This window comes from Caballeronia terrestris (genome assembly GCF_001544515.1).
Lineage (GTDB): Bacteria > Pseudomonadota > Gammaproteobacteria > Burkholderiales > Burkholderiaceae > Caballeronia > Caballeronia terrestris.
In genome coordinates, this window is record NZ_FCOL02000083.1 from 1 (window position 1) to 16,043 (window position 16,043).

Sequence of the window (16,043 nt, forward strand, 5' to 3'; positions counted from 1 at the left end):
GTGAACCTCACGTCGGAGCGAAGCGAGGACGGAGCCAAACGGAGCGCATACCACTCCGAGGAAGTGCGCGTTGCCACAGTGGGTCCGCGAGCCAAGCCCGGCTCTGCCGTGAGGGCGACACTTACTCTCCAGCGCCAATCCGTAAAAGCGCAAGTGAGGGTTCGTTAGCACTGGCGGTTGAAAGCTGCTTTCTTTGCTTACTTTCTTTGCAGCAGCAAAGAAAGTGAGTCCCGCCCCGGACAGGGGCAGAGCAAAATAGACCGCTAAGAAAGCAAGTTCCACAGAAGCCCAGGCGCATCAAACGGTTGAAACACCAACCCAACTCCAGGCGCCTACCGCCAACGAATTTCAAACCGCCGGATTCAACTGCGTCTTATCGGAACAAAAAAGATCCTGCGCATGAACGACGACGGCCGAAATATTGTCCCGGCCCCCGCGCGCGAGCGCGATATCGACCAGTCGTTCCGCCGCCCTCTGGCAATCCCCCGAAGCAAGCTCGCCGAGCATCTCCTGCTCGGAGACCTCATTACTGAGCCCATCGCTGCAAAGCAGGAACGTATCGCCATCGTTGAGCGCGACGGCATCTTCATCGAGTTGAAGCGTATCCATCGCACCGACCGCGCGCGTAATCAGATGCTGCGCCGGATGATGCAGTGCTTCCTCAGCGGTAATCTGGCCACGCGCCTTGAGTTCCTCGACATGACTATGATCACGCGTCAACTGACGCAACCGCCCGTCGCGGCAAAGATAGATGCGGCTGTCGCCAGCCCACAGATATCCGCAGAAACGCTCGCGCGCCACCAGCAGCACGACCGTGCTCCCGATGCGCTGCACCTGTCGTTTGGCCGCCTCCAGGCGAAGCTGTCCATTCACCCGCACGAGCCGGTCACGCGCATCGGCGACGAGGCTCGCAAGCCCGTCCGGCGACGACACGCCCGTCAAACTCTCGATGACAAGACGGCTCGCGAGATCGCCCACCGCGTGGCCGCCCATGCCGTCGGCGACGGCCCAGACGCCCAGGTCGGGCTGATCGAGAAACGCGTCCTCGTTGATGTGCCGCACGCGTCCCGCATCCGTGCGTGCGGCCGACGTCCATCGAAACTCTGTGGTAAAGGTCACGACAACCTCTCCGATCTTCAATAGCGCGTGACGGCAAACGGCACCGGCAGCCAGTCAATTGTGCACCAACGCGCCGCGCCACGAATGGCATTTTCCGGCCCCGCGCGAGTGAGCCGGCCGGCGCGCGCAACGCTATCCCTTCGTATTGCCGGCGATCGCGTTCGGGCTCACGTTGATGTTCGAGTTGGCGCCGCTGTTGTGGACATCGACCGACTGGAACTGGTTGATCATCTGGTCCGCGGTGAAGTTGTTCGTGATGTCGTAAATGTTGACGACACCGCCGAACCCCGGCTGTGACGGCGAGTACGGCGTGATCCAGCCGTAAATCCAGGGCGCGCCGCCGCCTCCGCTGATGGAGGCCATTGCTTTCTGATCGAGCTCGCGATCGTATTCAAGGTCGGTGACGGTAAGGGCGCTCATTTGGTATCTCCAGGGCATGTGCGACGGGGAACGCGCTTCTTCTTGCAAAGCTCATGCCGGGTTCGTCGATGCAACCGCGAATCGTTCTAAGCGCTTGATTCCTTGGGCTTTGCTGGACCCTCGCCGTCGATCACATCGTTTCCCGACTCGCGATCCGTTGGCTGGCGGCCAACACAAGTGTCTGGCCGCCACGCGCCGGACCAACACTCCCTTTTGTCGCCCTTTGCATGGACTTTGCCGCTTAAACATGTGCTCAAAGCGGTGGTGGTTGATGCCCAACAAACACCTTTGAAAAGTGTTGGTCTACCCAACACACTCATTGGATTTCATCCGTGACAAATTTCTCTATTTTTCTTTTAAATCATAGACTTGCAAACACTGGCCCGATTGATGCAAAGGAGTTGGCAACGAAGCGTCAAAACAAACACATCGACGCTTCGGACCCAGCTAAAACAAATCGGAGCGAGCCATGTCAACCAACCAACTTTCCGCACTGTTCGAACACCAAGGCACAGCCTTTTCGTTCGACACGGAACCGGCTCTGGGAACCCAACTCGTCACGCTTCGCTCCGGCTACGAACACCACGGCATCTATATCGGCAACGGTCGCGTCATCCACTACGCAGGCTTCGCAAAGTCGCTGCATCGCGGCCCGGTCGAAGAAATCTCGATCGAGCAATTCGCCGCCGGCCACGACGTGTCGCTCCGCCTCAACCCCGCCGCGAAGTTCGTCGGGCTCGAAGCGGTTCGCCGCGCGCAAAGCCGTCTCGGCGAAGACAACTATCGGTTGCTGACCAACAACTGCGAGCATTTCTGCACGTGGTGTCTGTTCGGTGTGAACCGCAGCCAGCAAGTGGATGCCTGCTTCGCCAGCCCGCGCGTCGCGATTCATGCGGTCGCGGGACTTTTCCGGGCGTTCATCGAAGCCAAGCGCAGCCGGTTCTTCACCGGCGCGCAAGCCGCTTAACAGCGCTCACGAAAATCCAAGGGGAAGATCATGCACACCGACGAAAAGTCACTCCGCTCCGCCGTCGACAAATGGCTCGCGCCGACTCCGGCGATGCCCGCCCGCGTCGTGCGATTCTGCGTGCGAGCGCGTTATGTCTGCGTGGAAGCGCTGCGGCCGACCGGCGTGCTCGCGATCGTCTTCTTCCGCCACGACGACGGCTCGTGGAACGTGTTTCCGCCGCAGATCAAGCGGCCGTCGATGGGTGTCGAGCGGCTGGCTGCCTGAGTCCCGCGGGACGGCATGCTGCTTGCAAGTACGGTCTCGCACTGTCTTGCGTGCCCCCGAAGCGATCGCCGGCTTTGACATTCCGAGCGCGCAACCGCTACTCTACGGGCAACTTTTCCAGCTTTGCAGGATCAGCCGCGCCGTACGAAGCTGCGCGCCGCGAATGCGGGCCTCTTGGGCCACGCCGCGGTGCAGCACCCGCTGCCGGCGCCGCTCGCATGCCGACCCTTTCGAGACCTAGCAGATGACGCATCCCGACTCCGATTCCTCCGCCGACCCGACGCCCGACGACGGCGCTCCCGACAACCCGCTCGGCATCGCGGGTCTGGAGTTCGTCGAATTTTCGAGCCCGAACCCCGAGAGTCTCGCGACGCTCTTCGGGCGGCTCGGCTTCGTGCCGGTCGCGCGCCACGTGAGCAAGGCGGTGACGCTGTTCCGCCAGAACGACATGCGGTTCCTGCTCAACGCCGAGCCGGATTCGTTCGCGTCGCGCTTTGCCGAGACGCACGGCGTGGGCATTTGCGCGATCGGCATTCGCGTGCTGGATGCGCAGACGGCGCACGAACGGGCCGTTGATTACGGCGCCTGGGATTTCGAAGGCGAGAAGATCGGCCCGAACGAACTCGCGATTCCGGCGATCCAGGGAATCGGCGATTCGCACATCTATTTCGTCGATCAGTGGCCGGGCAAGCATCCGGGGAGCAGCAGCGAGTCGTCGATCTATGACGTCGATTTCCGTCCGATAGAAGGCGCGAGCGAAACTGCGGCGGCGCGCAGCACGGGACTGCTCGAAGTCGATCACTTCACGCAGACGGTCGGCGCGGGGCGCATTCTGGAGTGGCTGGAGTTTTATCGCGAGGTGCTGCACTTCGAGGAGATCCATCAGGTGCATCCGGACTGGCATGTCTCGCAGGATTCGGCGGTGACGGTGTCTCCGTGCGGCTCGATCCGCATCCCGGTCTACGAGGAAGGCACGTATCGCACGGACCTCATGCAGCAGTATCTTCCCGATCACGCGGGCGAAGGCGTGCAGCATATCGCGCTGGCGTCAGCGGATATTTTCGCTTCCGTCGATGCCTTGATCCAGCGCGGCGTGCGGTTCGTCGAGCCGCCGGCGCGCTATTACGATCAGCTCGATACGCGCTTGCCGGGACATGGGCTCGATGTCGAGCGGCTACGCGCACGCGGGATTCTCGTCGATGGCGAGATCGGCGAGGATGGGGCGCCGCAGTTGTTCCTGCAGACCTTCCTCGAGCGCGAGCCGGGGGATATGTTCTTCGAGATTGTCGAGCGGCGCGGGCATCATGGGTTTGGTGAAGGGAATCTTGGAGCGCTTGCGCTTGCTCGCTCTATGGGATAGAGAAAGCCGGCGTCAAGCCTTGTCGGCCGCCTGATGCCTGAAATCCTTCGAATGAAGTCCGTGCTTCTTGAGCAGCATCTGCAAGTGCGACCGGTTCATCTCGAACCTGCGCGCCAGCTCCGCAACCGTCCCTCCGACTTCCTGCAAACCTCGCTCAAGAAACGCGCGTTCGGCCTCATCACTCGCCGTGCGCTTGGCCTCGCTGAGCGACGTCGCACCCGCGATAACGCTGCCGCCCGCCTGTACATCGTTCATCACGGCCGATAGCGCCGACTTGGGCCGGATATCGATCGGCAGATGCTCGACGTCGGCCATGTCGCCCGCAAGGCAAGCGATGCGGTAGATGATGTTGCGCAACTCGCGAATATTCCCGCGATAGTCATAGCCCTTGAGAAAATCACGCAGACGCGGCGACAGCTTCACCGGCCGCCGCTTGAGCGTCGCCGCCGCTTCATCGCCGAAGTAAGCGAGCAAAAGCGGTATCTCATCGCGACGTTCACGCAACGGCGGCAGCGTCAAATGAATCACGCTAAGCCGATAGTAAAGGTCCTCGCGAAACCGTCCCTCATCGCAAAACTGCCGCAAGTTGCGATTGGTCGCCGCGACGATGCGCGTATCCACCGCGATCGGCTCATCCGACCCGACGCGCTGAATCTCATGCGCCTCTAAAACACGCAGCAACTTCACCTGTCCCGACAACGGCAACTCGCCGATTTCATCGAGAAAGATTGTGCCCGTATGCGCACTTTCGAACTTGCCCTTGCGATCGTTCGATGCGCCCGTAAACGCGCCCTTCTTGTGCCCAAAGAGTTCCGATTCGAGCAGATTGTCCGGAATCGCGCCGCAGTTGACCGAGATATACGGCTTGTCCGCGCGCGAGCCGTTCGCGTGGATCACCTTCGCCATCAACTCCTTGCCGGTGCCGCTCTCGCCATCGATGAGCACGGGCAGATCCGTCGGCGCGGCCTTCTCCGCAATTTCCAGCGCTTCGAGCAGCTTCGGGTTATCGCCGAACGTGCCCTCGAAGATGAAGCTGCGTTCGAGCAAGCCCTGCCGCCGCGCACCGGGCGTCAGATCGACGCGCTTCGGCTCGGCCACCGCCGCCTGCACGAAGCGCTCCTTGTGCGACAACTGCATGACCTCGTCGCGCAACGAACTCGCCTGCTTCAAGAGCTTCTCGATCTCGGGCCGTTCGAGCTTGGACGACCATCGCAATGTTGAGCGAAGAATCTCGATCTTCTCGATGAGGCCGGCGTATGAGATCGCCGAGCCCGGCGACGGTGCGCTTTCTTCGGGTTGGTCGAGTATCTTCATGCCGCGCTCAATTGCTTCTGCACCAGTTGATAGTACATGCCCTTCCTCGCCACGAGTTCATCGTGCTTGCCCTGTTCGACGATGCCGCCCTCGTACAGCACGAGGATCTTGTCCGCGCGCATGATCGTGGAGAGCCGGTGCGCGATGATCACCGCCGTGCGGCCCTTCAAAATCTCCTGCATGTTGCCGAGGATGTTGCTCTCCGATTGCGTATCGAGCGCGGAGGTGGCTTCGTCGAACACGAGCAAACGCGGATCGTGATAGAGCGCCCGCGCGATGCAAAGCCGCTGTATCTGTCCGCCCGACAACCCGACGCCGCGTTCTCCGACGATCTGTTCATACCCCAGTGGCATCTTCGCGATGAACGCGTGCGCGTCGGCCATCTTCGCGACTTCTTCGATGCGCCTTCTGTCCGGCGCTTCGTCGCCGCTCGCGATGTTCTCCGCGATCGTTCCCGAGAACAGCAGGTTGCTCTGCATCACATAGCCGATCTGCGCGCGATAGTAGCCCTTGTCGATCACGCTCAGGTCATAGCCGTCGACGACCATCTTGCCTTCAGTCGGCGCATAGAATCCGACGAGCAGTTTTGCAAGCGTCGTCTTCCCCGAACCGCTGCGCCCGACGATCGCAATCAGCTCGCCCGGCTTGATGTCGAAGCTGATGTTTTCGAGCACGTAATCCGTGTCCGACTCGCCATACTTGAAGTAGACGCCGTTCAGGCTGATCTCCCCTTGCAAATCCGGCAGCATCACGCGCGACGCCACCTCCCCCGGCTTCTGCTCGGGCTCCATGTCGAGCACGTCACCGAGCCGTTCCATCGCGACGCCCGCATCGTTGAGCAGACTCCACAGGCCGATCAGCCCCATGAGCGGTGAAAGCACGCTGCCCATGAACGCGTTGAACGCGATCAGTTGCCCGATCGTCATCTCGTGCGTCAGCACCATGTTCGCGCCAACCCAGAGAATTGCGATCGTCGTCGCCGTGTTGAGGATCTGGCTCGCAAGTCCGACGCCGATATTGAAGGTCTGCGCCCTGTACTGCACTTCCAGCGACTTCGCGTACTTCTTCTCCCACTTGATGCGAACCGGCCGCTCGATGCCCATGCCCTTGATCGTCTCGACGCCGCCCAACGCTTCCATCAGGAACGACTTCGCATCGGTGGCGGCGGCGAACACCTCGCGCGCATAGTGCTTGATGCGCGGCGTGGCGACGGCGGTGAGCACCATGATCGGTATCACGAACACGATCAGGATGATCGTCATCTTCACGTTGTAGAGGAACATGATCGTGAAGTAGATGAAGATCATCAGCAGGTTCAGCACCGTCGTGACCGTCGATTCCGTGAGGAACGCGCGGATCGTGTGGTTCTCCTGGAAGCGCGCGAAGATGTCGCCGGTCTTGCGCTTCGCGAAGAAGCCGAAGGGCAGCGAAAGCGTGTGCTTGAAGAACTGCGACATCATCGCGAAGTCCATGTTGCGCACCATGAAGTTCGCGAGGTACGCGCGTATCGTCGACATCAGTTGAGAGAACAGGTTCGAGATGATGAGCCCGACGATCAGCACATGCAGCAAGCCGACGTTCTGATGGACGATCACGCCATCGAGGATGTTCTGGATGATGACCGGCGGTATCACGCCGAGCACCTGGATCACGAACGTCGCGAGAAAGAGATGCAGCAGGATCTTGCGATACGGCTTGAGATAGCCGACGAACCTGATCCACGGCGAGCGCGACACCGACTTCTGCGCCATGTCCTGCCCTGCCGTGAACAGCAGGCAAGTGCCGCTCCAGCCGCGCTCGAATTCGCCGACGGTCATCTTCTTGAAGCCGATCGCCGGGTCCGCCACCCACACGCATTCCTTCGAGACGCCATACACGACGATGTAGTGGTAGCCCTCCCAGTGCACGATGAACGGCAGGTCGAAGCCGCGCAGCGATTCGAACGTGCACTGTACGCCGCGCGCCGTGGAGCCGAGCGATTCACCGGCGCGCGCGAGGCTGTCGAGCGTTGCGCCCTGGGTCGTGACGTTCGCGAGTTCACGTAGCTTGCCGAGCGTCATCGAGATGCCATAGTGCTTGCAGATCATCGCTAGGCACGCCGCGCCGCAATCCATCTCCTCGGCCTGCTCGACCCACGCGAAGCGCTTGATGATGTGCTCGCCCATCTCGGGCTTCGTGTGCAGGTCGAGCATCGAAGGAATCGTGCGGCGCTCGGCGAGTTTTTTCTGCCGCTGCAGTTCGCGCTCGGTGAAGCGGATGCGTTCCTCCAGCACTTCGCGCAGCTTCACGTTGCGTTCGAGGATGAAGTGGACCGTCTTCTCGGGAATCACGAGCAGGCGCGTGTCGGCGCTCGCGACGGCCGACGTCATCTGCTCCTGACGCATCACGCACGCCTTCTCGCCGAAGATCTCGCCGGGGCCAAGGGTCGCGAGCAGATGCTCGGCGTTGCCTTCGTTGCGCACGATGCGCACTTCGCCCTGCCGCACGACATAGAGGCGCCGGTCTTCGCGCGAGTCCTGCTTGAGAATCTCCTTGCCCGCGCCGACGCGCTTCACGCCGACGCTGCGCACGCATTCCTCGAGTTCACTCTTGTTGAGCTTGCCGCGCAAATCGAAGAGACGCGCAACGAACCCGCCCGCCGAATTGATCGCGACATAGCTCGTGACGAACGCGAGCGCCGCCGGATTTCGCGTGATGATTGGCTCGATGATGCTGCGTGGAATGAAAAGAAGCTCGGTCTTGCCCGAAGAACGCACCGACGATTCATGCCGGTATTCGCGCAGCATCGCGATGTCGGCGAAGACTTCGCGTTCCTTGCGCACCCCCATGCTGATTTCCTTGCCGTGCTCCTCCGTGAAGATGCGCACGGACCCGGCCTTGATCACGAAGAGTCCGTCGGCGGCATCGCCCGCGTTGCACACGGTCTCGCCGAACGCGAAGAAACGCGACTGCGCATGCTCGGCCAGCAGCTCAATCTCTTCGCGCGTGAACGGCGACAGCAGTTCGACTGTCGCGAGGAAGTCGGCGGGCGAATCCAGTTTGGGTGGCGCGTCCATGTAGTCTCAAGCCCTCGTCAACGCGCTTCGATGATGTGTTCCTGCGCCCGCGCGATCAGCCAGTCTTCGCGCAGCAGGCGACGGATTTCGCCGGCGACGTCTTCATCGAGCGTCGCCGGGTGCTTGGCCGTTACCGAGAAAATCTCGAACTGCGATCCGTCGCCGGCGGGGAACGGTCCGAGCAGATCGCCGACGTTCGCGTTGAAGACCTTCGCTTCAATGTCCGCCTTCAACTGCCCGCGCAGCACGCGGCCGATCACGCCGCCCTCGTCGCGCGTATCGGCGAGCGAATGCTCGCGCGCCATGTCGGCGAATGCGTCGGGGTCATCGTTGAGATAGGAGATCATCTCCTTCGCCTTGCCCTCGGTATCGAGCACGATGTGGCTCACTTCGATGCTGTCGAACTTCGGTGAATTCAGCTTGAAGTACTCGTCGATGGCGTCGTCGGTGCCGACCTGCTCCAGCATCTTCTCCTGATAGAGCGTATCGGTGATGAAGACCTCGAACTCGTCGAGGCTCACGCTCAGCGCGCCGAGATAGTTGTTCATGTCGGCCGCCCGGTGCAGGCTGCGGATGCGGCGGAACTGGTCGGCCCGCGTCTGAATGTCGTCGGCGGTCACCACCACGCCGTGCTGCTTCGCGGCGCGCACCGTGATCTTGTCCCGCACGAGCTGTTCGATGAGAGTGTCGAACTGGCCGTTCAGCTTGAGCAGCCTCACGAACTCCCCGACGTCGACCACTTCCTCATCGATTCGCACAATCGCCGTCATCTCATTCGCTCCTTAAAAGTTGGACACGCGCTTCAAGCGCAGTGGATACGTTATCCAGCCATGTTCCTGAACGGGTCGAGCCCGAGGTCGATCAGCCGCCGCTCGCGCACGACGACCTCCGCCGTCGCCGTCATGCCGTAGCGCAGCGGGTATTTCGTTTCCGAGATCTGGTAGTAGTCGCGATTGAGCGTCACGCGGCCTTCGTACACCGGCTGCTTGGTGGTAGGGCTTGGCTTGGTCGCAGGAGAAATAAACGCAAGCGTCCCTTCGATCAGCCCATAGCGCTGATACGGAAACGCGTTGAACTTGAGCTTGACCGGCTGCCCTTCGCGCAGGAACGCGCGGTCCTGTTCGGCGATTTCGATCTTCAGCACGGCCTTCGCGTTCTTCGGCGCGATGCCGCCGAGCGGCGTGTTCGCCTGGATCTTGTCGCCGGGCTGCGTCGAGGTGACATCGGTGATGACGCCCGATACGGGTGCCAGGATCAGCAGGAAATTGTCCTTGTCGATGTTCTCGAAGCGGATGCGCGCGGCCGCATCGGCGACAAGGCGTGCCGTCTGTAGTTGCAGACGCAACTTGTCCTGCGTGCTCGCGATCTCGCGCATCGCCGATTCGTATTGCAGCCGCAGGTTGATCGCTTCCTGTCCGCTCGTCTCTAGCTGCGCCTTCGCTTGCGAATACTCGTGGCTCAGGCGAAAGTCGAGTTCGGAGAGCTTCGACTGCGCGACACGAAACGCGCTGTCCGCTTCGAGATACGCATTGCGCTTCTGCTCGACCTGCGATTCCGCGATCCCGCCGCCGCCCGGCAGCGCGAAGAGGCGCGCGAAGCGGTCGAGGTCGATCTTCGCGTTATCGCGGGCACGCCTCGCACTTTCGAGCGCGCTGCGCGCTTCCTGCAACTGCGCCTTCTGCCCTTCGGCGAGCTTGGTCGTGCCTTCGGATACGCGGTTCTGGTGCAACCGCTCTTCCACTTCCATCTGATCCTTGAGCGCCGCCGCCTTGCGTTCCATCAGCAGCTTCTTCTCGGGGAACTGCTTCCATTCGCGCTCGGCGTCGTCGAGCTTGAGGCGCGCTTCGAGCGCGTTGCTGGCGGCCTCGATCGCACCGCGCGCGTTGATGCGCGCGAGCACGTCGTCCTTCTGCACCGGCTGCCCTTCGGCGATATAAAGGTCCGCGAGCTCGCCGTCGATCGGCGCATAAATGCGGCGCACGTCCGACTCGGGCGAGAGCGTGCCGACTGCGGTCACGATCACGTCGGCGCGTCCGATAAACGACCACAGCACCGCCGACACGACGAGCGCCACCATCCCGAGGACGAGCGCCTGCGTGAGCTTCCACGGCTCGGCCGTGAGGATCGCGATGCCCTCAGGCCCGTGATCCTCCAGCGCCTCGGCGAGGGGCTTAAGGTGCGCGTCGTTCTTCACTGGCCGGCCCTCCTATCAGTTCGAGCTTGGACTTCAGGAGCCCGGGTTCGAGCACCATGCGCAACTCCTGCAGCGAACGCCGCTGCAATAGCGCTTCGGCATCGATCTCGTCGGCCATCTTCTGCCACTTCGCGGCGCCGTCGGCCTTCATCTGCTTGAAGATGCGCATGCCGTGCCGAGCACCGGTCTGCGCGTCCGCGAGCAGGCGCGCCTGCGTGCGGAACGTATCGGAAATGCCGGCTTCGAGCCGCTGCGTGCCGCCGATCGATCCGTTCTCGCGATACTGCAACCATTGCGACTGCGCCTGCGTCATGAGGCTTTGCGCACGTGCGAGGGCCTTGTCCTTAAACGCCGCGACATCGGGATCGACGGCCTTCGCGAAGAACGCATCGTCCTGCGGATCGAGCGTTTCGTAGAACGACAGCAGCGTGTCTTCGTAGCCCTTCGTGCCGCGCGCCTTCTGCACGTCGGCGAACTGCGCGGCTACGGCCTTCTTGTGCGCGAGTTCTGTCGCGACCACATCCGACCACGGCCCGGCAGGCATCTTCTGCAAGCCATCGATGGCCTGCGCGCTCTTGCCGTTCTTCCACGCCCCGCGCACCGCTTCGTATTGGGCAATCGCTTCAGGCGACGGCAGACGGCTCGCGCTCATCTGCCGGAACTGCTCCTGAAACGGCGGCGTGGTGAACTTCACCTTGCCGAGCGTCGCGACGAGCGGCGCGAGACTCGTGCCGCGCGCCTGCGTCTGCAGATCGAGGTACTGGCGCAAATCCTCACGCACGCGATCGAGTCCGCCGAGGCGCGGGTACTTCTCCGCGTAATCGTTCAGCACCGGTTGCAGCGCTTCCGGATGATCCTGCGCCAGTTCCTTCGCGATGCTCGCCTTCAACCGCTCGATGGCCGCGAGATACACCGAGTCGTCGCTTTGCAGCTTGCGCAGATGGCTGAGCGCTCCGGCGTAAGGCGTCGCGAACTCGGGCACGTAGGACGCAATGCGGTCGAGCGAGCGCTGATGGCTCGAAGCATCGTCGTCCCAGTGCTTCAGGATCTCGCCGATGCGGTCCTCATCGGCATAGATTCGGATCGGCGCATCCGGACCGCCGCGGCCCAGCACGAAACTTTCCAGCTTGCCGATCCAGTTCAACTCGTTGATGAGTGGCCGCACGTCCGCGTTGTTCGCACCCAATCGATCCATTTGCGCGATTCCCGCGTTCGCGCGGTCGAAATCGCCTTTCTTCAGCGCCGCTAGCCATTCAGGCACCTTCGCCTTTAGCAACGCCTCCGTGTTGAGCGCGGAGAAGCGCGGATCGTTCGGATGCCGCCGCAAATAATCGTTCGTGACGATCGCCGCCTGCTCGAACTGCCCGCTCGCGATGAACCCTTTCGCTTCCCGCTCCGTCGATCCGCTGAAGTAGATCGTCCCCGCGATGGCCACGATCACCGCGACCAGTGCACCGACGACGATCAGCCCGCGCCGCGTCGTCACGCGCTCGTTGCCGGTGAAGGCCGTGCGCAATTCGCCGAGCATCATCGCGAGCTTGCTCCGCTCGCGGCGGCGCTCGCCGTCCTTCTTTGCATCGGCGGCGTCCGGCAGCGCTTCCTGATTGACCTCGTCCTCCTGCGCGACCGGCTGATCGACGCAGAAGATATCCAGGAACGAATGCGCGGAGCCAACGAAGGTCGTCTTGTCGTTATCCTCATCCGCGCTGGCCGACGCTTTCAGTTGTGTCAACGTCGAATCGCCTTCCGATTCCTTGTGCACGGTAACGCGATAGACGAAATGCGTACCGCCGAACGCGACGACATCGCCGTCCTTGAGCGGCACCGCCGACGCGTCGAGCCGCGTGCCGTTGACGAACGTCCCGTTGGTGCTGCCGAGATCCTCGACGAACGGCGCGCCGCTCTTGAGGAACACGTGCGCGTGACGCCGCGATACGTAATTGACCTGATGCGGATACGGCTCGCGATAGCGCGCGAAGAGCGCATCGGCCTTGCTGACGAGAAACGGAAACTGCACGACGTCGATCGGTTGCAGGCCGAGATCGTCGCGCTCGGGCGTAAGCGTAAGCGTGGTCGGACGCGCAAGCGCCGCGCGCGCCTTCACGCGCGGCACGAACTGCACGCGATAGCAGAGCTTGCTGCCGAAGCAGATCGTGTCGCCGCTGCGAAGCTGCGCCGGCTTTTGCCGCACCTCGGCGCCGTTCAGCGACGTGCCGTTCTTGCTGTCGAGATCGGCGAGATAGACGACGCCGTGCTCCGTGAAAATACGCGCATGACGTCGCGACAGTTGCGCGACGGCTTCGGGCGCGCAGGTATCGAACGGTGCTTCGGCCCGGCCGATCGCGAACAGGTTTTCGTCGATGCGAATCTTTGAGAGTTCCGGATGCGATAGCGGCTTGAGGACGACATCGAATGCCTCGCCCACGCTCGCGTGCACCTCTGCTATCGAATCGCCTGGAGCCATGTCCACGTCACAGGGAACGTCTAGCCGCTGACGCCCGCGCGTCAGTGGAAAGCCCGCAAACGGCCGGGCAAATAGACTTTGTTGGACTGATCCGCCCGCCGGGCGGCAACTGTAGAAAGTGTAAGTCACGCATTGCCGTAGTCAATCGCCGGGCACTGGCTCGCGACGCCATATCCGAGCCACTGATCGCGCTTCTTGAACCTCATACGAAAACACATTTTTTATTTCAGCGTTTCTTTAACAGCGTTCTGCACGTTCGTGGTCGGCCAGCCGCCGCCGAGCGCCTTGTAAAGCGTCACCGTGTCCGACAGCATCTGCTGATGATTCGCGAGCAGGGCGAGTTGCGCGGCGAGCAGCGTGCGCTGCGTCTCGAACACCTGAAGCTGGGAGATGACGCCTTCCTTCAGTTGCGCATCGATCTGCGCCGCGACGATCGACAGATGATCGACTTCCTGCTGCAGCTCGACGCGCTGCTTCGTATGCGAATCGAGATTCACGAGCGCGTTCTCGACCTCTTCGAACGCGGCCATCACGGTCGCGCGATATTGCTGCTCGGCGACGGTCGTCTGCGCTTCGGTCGTCTTGACGTGCGCGCGCACGCTCGGATCGAGGATCGGGATGTTGATGCTCGGCAGGAAGCTGAACGTGAAGCTCTTCAGCAAGTCGGTCAGTTGAAAGCTCGCGCTGCCGCCACGGCCCGTCAGGCTGATGGTCGGTAGTTGCGCGAGCTTCGCCTGGCCGACCAGGTCGTACGCTTCGAGCACGCGAAACTCTGCCGCGATCAGGTCGGGCCGGCGCGCGAGCAGTTGCGAAGGCAAGCCCTGCGGCACCACCGGAATGTTCACGCGTTTCTGCAAGTGGCCGTCGGGCACCTTGAATTCGCCGGCCGCCACGCCGATCAGCGTGGCGAGCGCGTTGTCGGCGAGATCGCGCGAACGTCGCAGTTCAAGCATTTCGCGCGTCAGCCGGTTCAGTTCGGCGCGCTGCGACAGCACCTGCGTCTTCGGCACGAGACCGTTCGTCTGCATGCCCTCGAAGATCGTCAGGATTTTCTGGTTGGTTGCAATCGTCTGCTTCTGCTGCTCGATCTGGTCGTCGAACTGGAGAATCTGGAAGTACGTCGTCGAGACGTCCGAGACGAGCTTCAGGTAGCCCGCGCGCCAGTCCCATTCGGTGGCGCGAAACTCGGCCGTCTGCGCCTGCACACCTTTTTCGACCGCGCCCCAGATATCGATGTCCCAGTTCACCTGCGTGCCGAGGTTGAACTGCTTCGAGAACGGTTGGCCGGTCGTCTTTTCGAAACTCGCGCCAGCGCCGACGTCCATCGTCGGCAACGCGCCCGCACGCGCCTCGCCGATCTGCGCGCCCGCCACCTGGATGCGCGCGGCGAGCACCTTGATATCGAAGTTGCTGTCTATCGCCTTCTTGACGAGCGAGTCGAGGTAGGGATCGTGGAACTGCGTCCACCAGTTGGGCTGGATCGTTTCGCTCGCCGTGACGACGGGCTTCGAATACGCGGTTTTTTCGGGCGTATCGGGACGCTTGTAGGTCGGAACCTTCACATCGAAGCATGCGGTCAGCAGCGTCGCGCACATCGCGCCGCACAACATGATCCGCATGCCACGCGTGATTGCAGAGCGCCACGAAGGCAACAAGGCTTGCACGATCTCTCCCCGATGAACGGACCGAACAGTGCGTGGTGGGACGATGAAACTCAAGTAGAGCACACGGCGCGCGGCGACTCCATACAGGTTCGTCACTAGATGCTTGTCGGCCGCGGGAGTTTCTAAACGGAAGAAACACGCGAGGGTCCCCGGACCCTCGCGTTTTTGCTGCTTTTTTACAGCGCGCCGCCGCCGTACACGTTGATCGTGTTCGAGTTGTCGGCCTTCTGGATCGGCTTGACCTTCGAGTCGATGTCGGTCGCGAACGCGACGTTGTTGCCGTTCAGGTTGTGAACGTTTTGCGTCTGACCGATCGCTTGTTGCGTGTCGAACGAGAAGTCCGTCTTCGAGACGCTGTAGCCGGGGAAGTAGAACGTGCCGCCGCGGACTGCGGACATTTCGGCGCGGCCGAGTTCGGTGGCATTGGACAGATCGCGGATCGTGAGTTTGGACATGGTGGTGCTCCTTGCGCTATGGATTGGGAAAGTACTGACTGATCAATCGTGCCTTAGACCGGAACGCCGCCGAACACGTTGATGGTGTTCGAGTTGTTGGCTTTCTGGACCGGCTTGACCTTCGAATCGATGTCGGTGACGAACGCAGCGTTGTTGCCGTTCGCGTTGAACACGTTTTGCGTCTGGCCGATGGCTTGCTGCGTGTCGAACTTGAGGCTCGTCGAATATTCGCTGTAGCTCGGCAGGAAGAGCGTGCCACCGCGGACGGCGGACATTTCGTTGCGGTCGAGTTCGGCGCTGTGCGAGAGATCGCTGATCGAGAGAGTGGTCATGGAAGTGCTCCTTGCGTTTCGGATTGAGGGTTAGGGTGCGCGAAGGTCCCCGGACCTCCGCGCAGGTGCATCTGAGTTCTACGTTCAGGCGACGCCGCCGTAGACGTTGATCGTGTTGGAGTTGTTGGCCTTTTGAATCGGCTTGACCTTCGAATCGATGTCGGTGACGAAAGCGGCGTTGTTGCCGTTCGCGTTCGAGACGTTTTGCGTCTGGCCGATCAGTTGCTGCGTATCGAACGAGAAGTCGGTCTTCGAGACGCTGTAGCCGGGGAAGTAGAACGTGCCGCCGCGGACTGCGGACATTTCACGGCTATCGAGTTCGGCGCTGTGGGACAGGTCGCGGATCGTGAGGGTCGACATGGTGGTGCTCCTTGCGTTTATGGTGTGGATGGTTTTAGTCAGCTCAGAACACGTTGATCGTGTTGGAGTTG

Annotated in this window: 14 protein-coding genes; 3 read left to right on the forward strand and 11 right to left on the reverse strand. The window is 61.8% G+C overall.

The window, feature by feature from the left end; genetic code table 11:
- Nucleotides 1-348: 348 nt before the first annotated feature.
- Together AWB67_RS30845 and AWB67_RS30850 are read right to left on the reverse strand one after the other, a co-directional pair.
- A complete protein-coding gene (locus tag AWB67_RS30845) occupies nt 349-1,119 on the reverse strand; it encodes a PP2C family protein-serine/threonine phosphatase (RefSeq protein ID WP_087659930.1) in 771 nt (256 codons plus the stop codon).
- Nucleotides 1,120-1,251: 132 nt separating this feature from the next.
- Entirely contained in the window at nt 1,252-1,539 is a 288-nt protein-coding gene (locus AWB67_RS30850) for a hypothetical protein (protein WP_087659917.1), read from the reverse strand.
- Between the two features lie 469 nt (nt 1,540-2,008).
- Between AWB67_RS30850 and AWB67_RS30855 the strand changes: the two genes are divergently transcribed.
- The 3 genes from AWB67_RS30855 to AWB67_RS30865 all read left to right on the forward strand — a co-directional run bounded on the left by AWB67_RS30855 (nt 2,009) and on the right by AWB67_RS30865 (nt 4,133).
- Nucleotides 2,009-2,506 (forward strand): lecithin retinol acyltransferase family protein, encoded by a 498-nt coding sequence (locus tag AWB67_RS30855; RefSeq protein ID WP_087659918.1) that lies wholly within the window; start codon nt 2,009-2,011, stop codon nt 2,504-2,506.
- 30 nt (nt 2,507-2,536) lie between these two features.
- Nucleotides 2,537-2,773: a hypothetical protein gene (locus AWB67_RS30860; RefSeq protein ID WP_087659919.1), complete on the forward strand. Its 237-nt coding sequence runs from the start codon at nt 2,537-2,539 to the stop codon at nt 2,771-2,773.
- Nucleotides 2,774-3,017: 244 nt separating this feature from the next.
- Nucleotides 3,018-4,133, forward strand: coding sequence for a 4-hydroxyphenylpyruvate dioxygenase family protein (locus AWB67_RS30865; protein ID WP_087659920.1), 1,116 nt, complete (start codon nt 3,018-3,020; stop codon nt 4,131-4,133).
- A 12-nt stretch (nt 4,134-4,145) separates the two neighbouring features.
- On the opposite strand, the gene AWB67_RS30870 is transcribed toward AWB67_RS30865, so the two are convergent.
- The 9 genes from AWB67_RS30870 to AWB67_RS30910 all read right to left on the reverse strand — a co-directional run bounded on the left by AWB67_RS30870 (nt 4,146) and on the right by AWB67_RS30910 (nt 15,972).
- Nucleotides 4,146-5,447 carry a sigma-54 interaction domain-containing protein gene (locus AWB67_RS30870; RefSeq protein WP_087659921.1) on the reverse strand — a complete coding sequence of 434 codons (1,302 nt, stop codon included), beginning with the start codon at nt 5,445-5,447 and terminating at the stop codon, nt 4,146-4,148.
- Nucleotides 5,444-8,503 carry a peptidase domain-containing ABC transporter gene (locus AWB67_RS30875; RefSeq protein WP_087659922.1) on the reverse strand — a complete coding sequence of 1,020 codons (3,060 nt, stop codon included), beginning with the start codon at nt 8,501-8,503 and terminating at the stop codon, nt 5,444-5,446. The genes AWB67_RS30870 and AWB67_RS30875 overlap by 4 nt, the downstream gene beginning before the upstream one ends.
- A 17-nt stretch (nt 8,504-8,520) precedes the next feature.
- On the reverse strand, nt 8,521-9,273 hold the full coding sequence (locus AWB67_RS30880) for a peptidylprolyl isomerase (RefSeq protein ID WP_087659923.1): 753 nt from the start codon (nt 9,271-9,273) through the stop codon (nt 8,521-8,523).
- A 50-nt stretch (nt 9,274-9,323) separates the two neighbouring features.
- The gene (locus tag AWB67_RS30885) at nt 9,324-10,697 is read right to left on the reverse strand and encodes an HlyD family secretion protein (protein ID WP_087659924.1); all 1,374 of its coding nucleotides are present in this window, start codon (nt 10,695-10,697) and stop codon (nt 9,324-9,326) included.
- Nucleotides 10,675-13,161 (reverse strand): FHA domain-containing protein, encoded by a 2,487-nt coding sequence (locus tag AWB67_RS30890; protein ID WP_087659925.1) that lies wholly within the window; start codon nt 13,159-13,161, stop codon nt 10,675-10,677. Before AWB67_RS30890 ends, AWB67_RS30885 begins: the two co-directional genes overlap by 23 nt.
- Before the next feature lie 221 nt (nt 13,162-13,382).
- On the reverse strand, nt 13,383-14,780 hold the full coding sequence (locus AWB67_RS30895; RefSeq protein ID WP_087659926.1) for an efflux transporter outer membrane subunit: 1,398 nt from the start codon (nt 14,778-14,780) through the stop codon (nt 13,383-13,385).
- A gap of 221 nt (nt 14,781-15,001) precedes the next feature.
- Entirely contained in the window at nt 15,002-15,280 is a 279-nt protein-coding gene (locus AWB67_RS30900; RefSeq protein WP_087659927.1) for a hypothetical protein, read from the reverse strand.
- 53 nt (nt 15,281-15,333) lie between these two features.
- Nucleotides 15,334-15,612, reverse strand: coding sequence for a hypothetical protein (locus AWB67_RS30905; RefSeq protein ID WP_087659928.1), 279 nt, complete (start codon nt 15,610-15,612; stop codon nt 15,334-15,336).
- 84 nt (nt 15,613-15,696) lie between these two features.
- Nucleotides 15,697-15,972, reverse strand: coding sequence for a hypothetical protein (locus tag AWB67_RS30910; protein ID WP_087659929.1), 276 nt, complete (start codon nt 15,970-15,972; stop codon nt 15,697-15,699).
- Nucleotides 15,973-16,043: the final 71 nt, after the last annotated feature.

Coding starts and splice junctions, on each gene's coding strand:
- AWB67_RS30880 (WP_087659923.1), bottom strand. CDS start 9,273: ATGACGGCGATTGTGCGAATCGATGAGGAAGTGGTCGACGTCGGGGAG.
- AWB67_RS30865 (WP_087659920.1), top strand. CDS start 3,018: ATGACGCATCCCGACTCCGATTCCTCCGCCGACCCGACGCCCGACGAC.
- AWB67_RS30910 (WP_087659929.1), bottom strand. CDS start 15,972: ATGTCGACCCTCACGATCCGCGACCTGTCCCACAGCGCCGAACTCGAT.
- AWB67_RS30860 (WP_087659919.1), top strand. CDS start 2,537: ATGCACACCGACGAAAAGTCACTCCGCTCCGCCGTCGACAAATGGCTC.
- AWB67_RS30855 (WP_087659918.1), top strand. CDS start 2,009: ATGTCAACCAACCAACTTTCCGCACTGTTCGAACACCAAGGCACAGCC.
- AWB67_RS30900 (WP_087659927.1), bottom strand. CDS start 15,280: ATGTCCAAACTCACGATCCGCGATCTGTCCAATGCCACCGAACTCGGC.
- AWB67_RS30890 (WP_087659925.1), bottom strand. CDS start 13,161: ATGGCTCCAGGCGATTCGATAGCAGAGGTGCACGCGAGCGTGGGCGAG.
- AWB67_RS30850 (WP_087659917.1), bottom strand. CDS start 1,539: ATGAGCGCCCTTACCGTCACCGACCTTGAATACGATCGCGAGCTCGAT.
- AWB67_RS30875 (WP_087659922.1), bottom strand. CDS start 8,503: ATGGACGCGCCACCCAAACTGGATTCGCCCGCCGACTTCCTCGCGACA.
- AWB67_RS30905 (WP_087659928.1), bottom strand. CDS start 15,612: ATGACCACTCTCTCGATCAGCGATCTCTCGCACAGCGCCGAACTCGAC.
- AWB67_RS30895 (WP_087659926.1), bottom strand. CDS start 14,780: ATGCGGATCATGTTGTGCGGCGCGATGTGCGCGACGCTGCTGACCGCA.
- AWB67_RS30870 (WP_087659921.1), bottom strand. CDS start 5,447: ATGAAGATACTCGACCAACCCGAAGAAAGCGCACCGTCGCCGGGCTCG.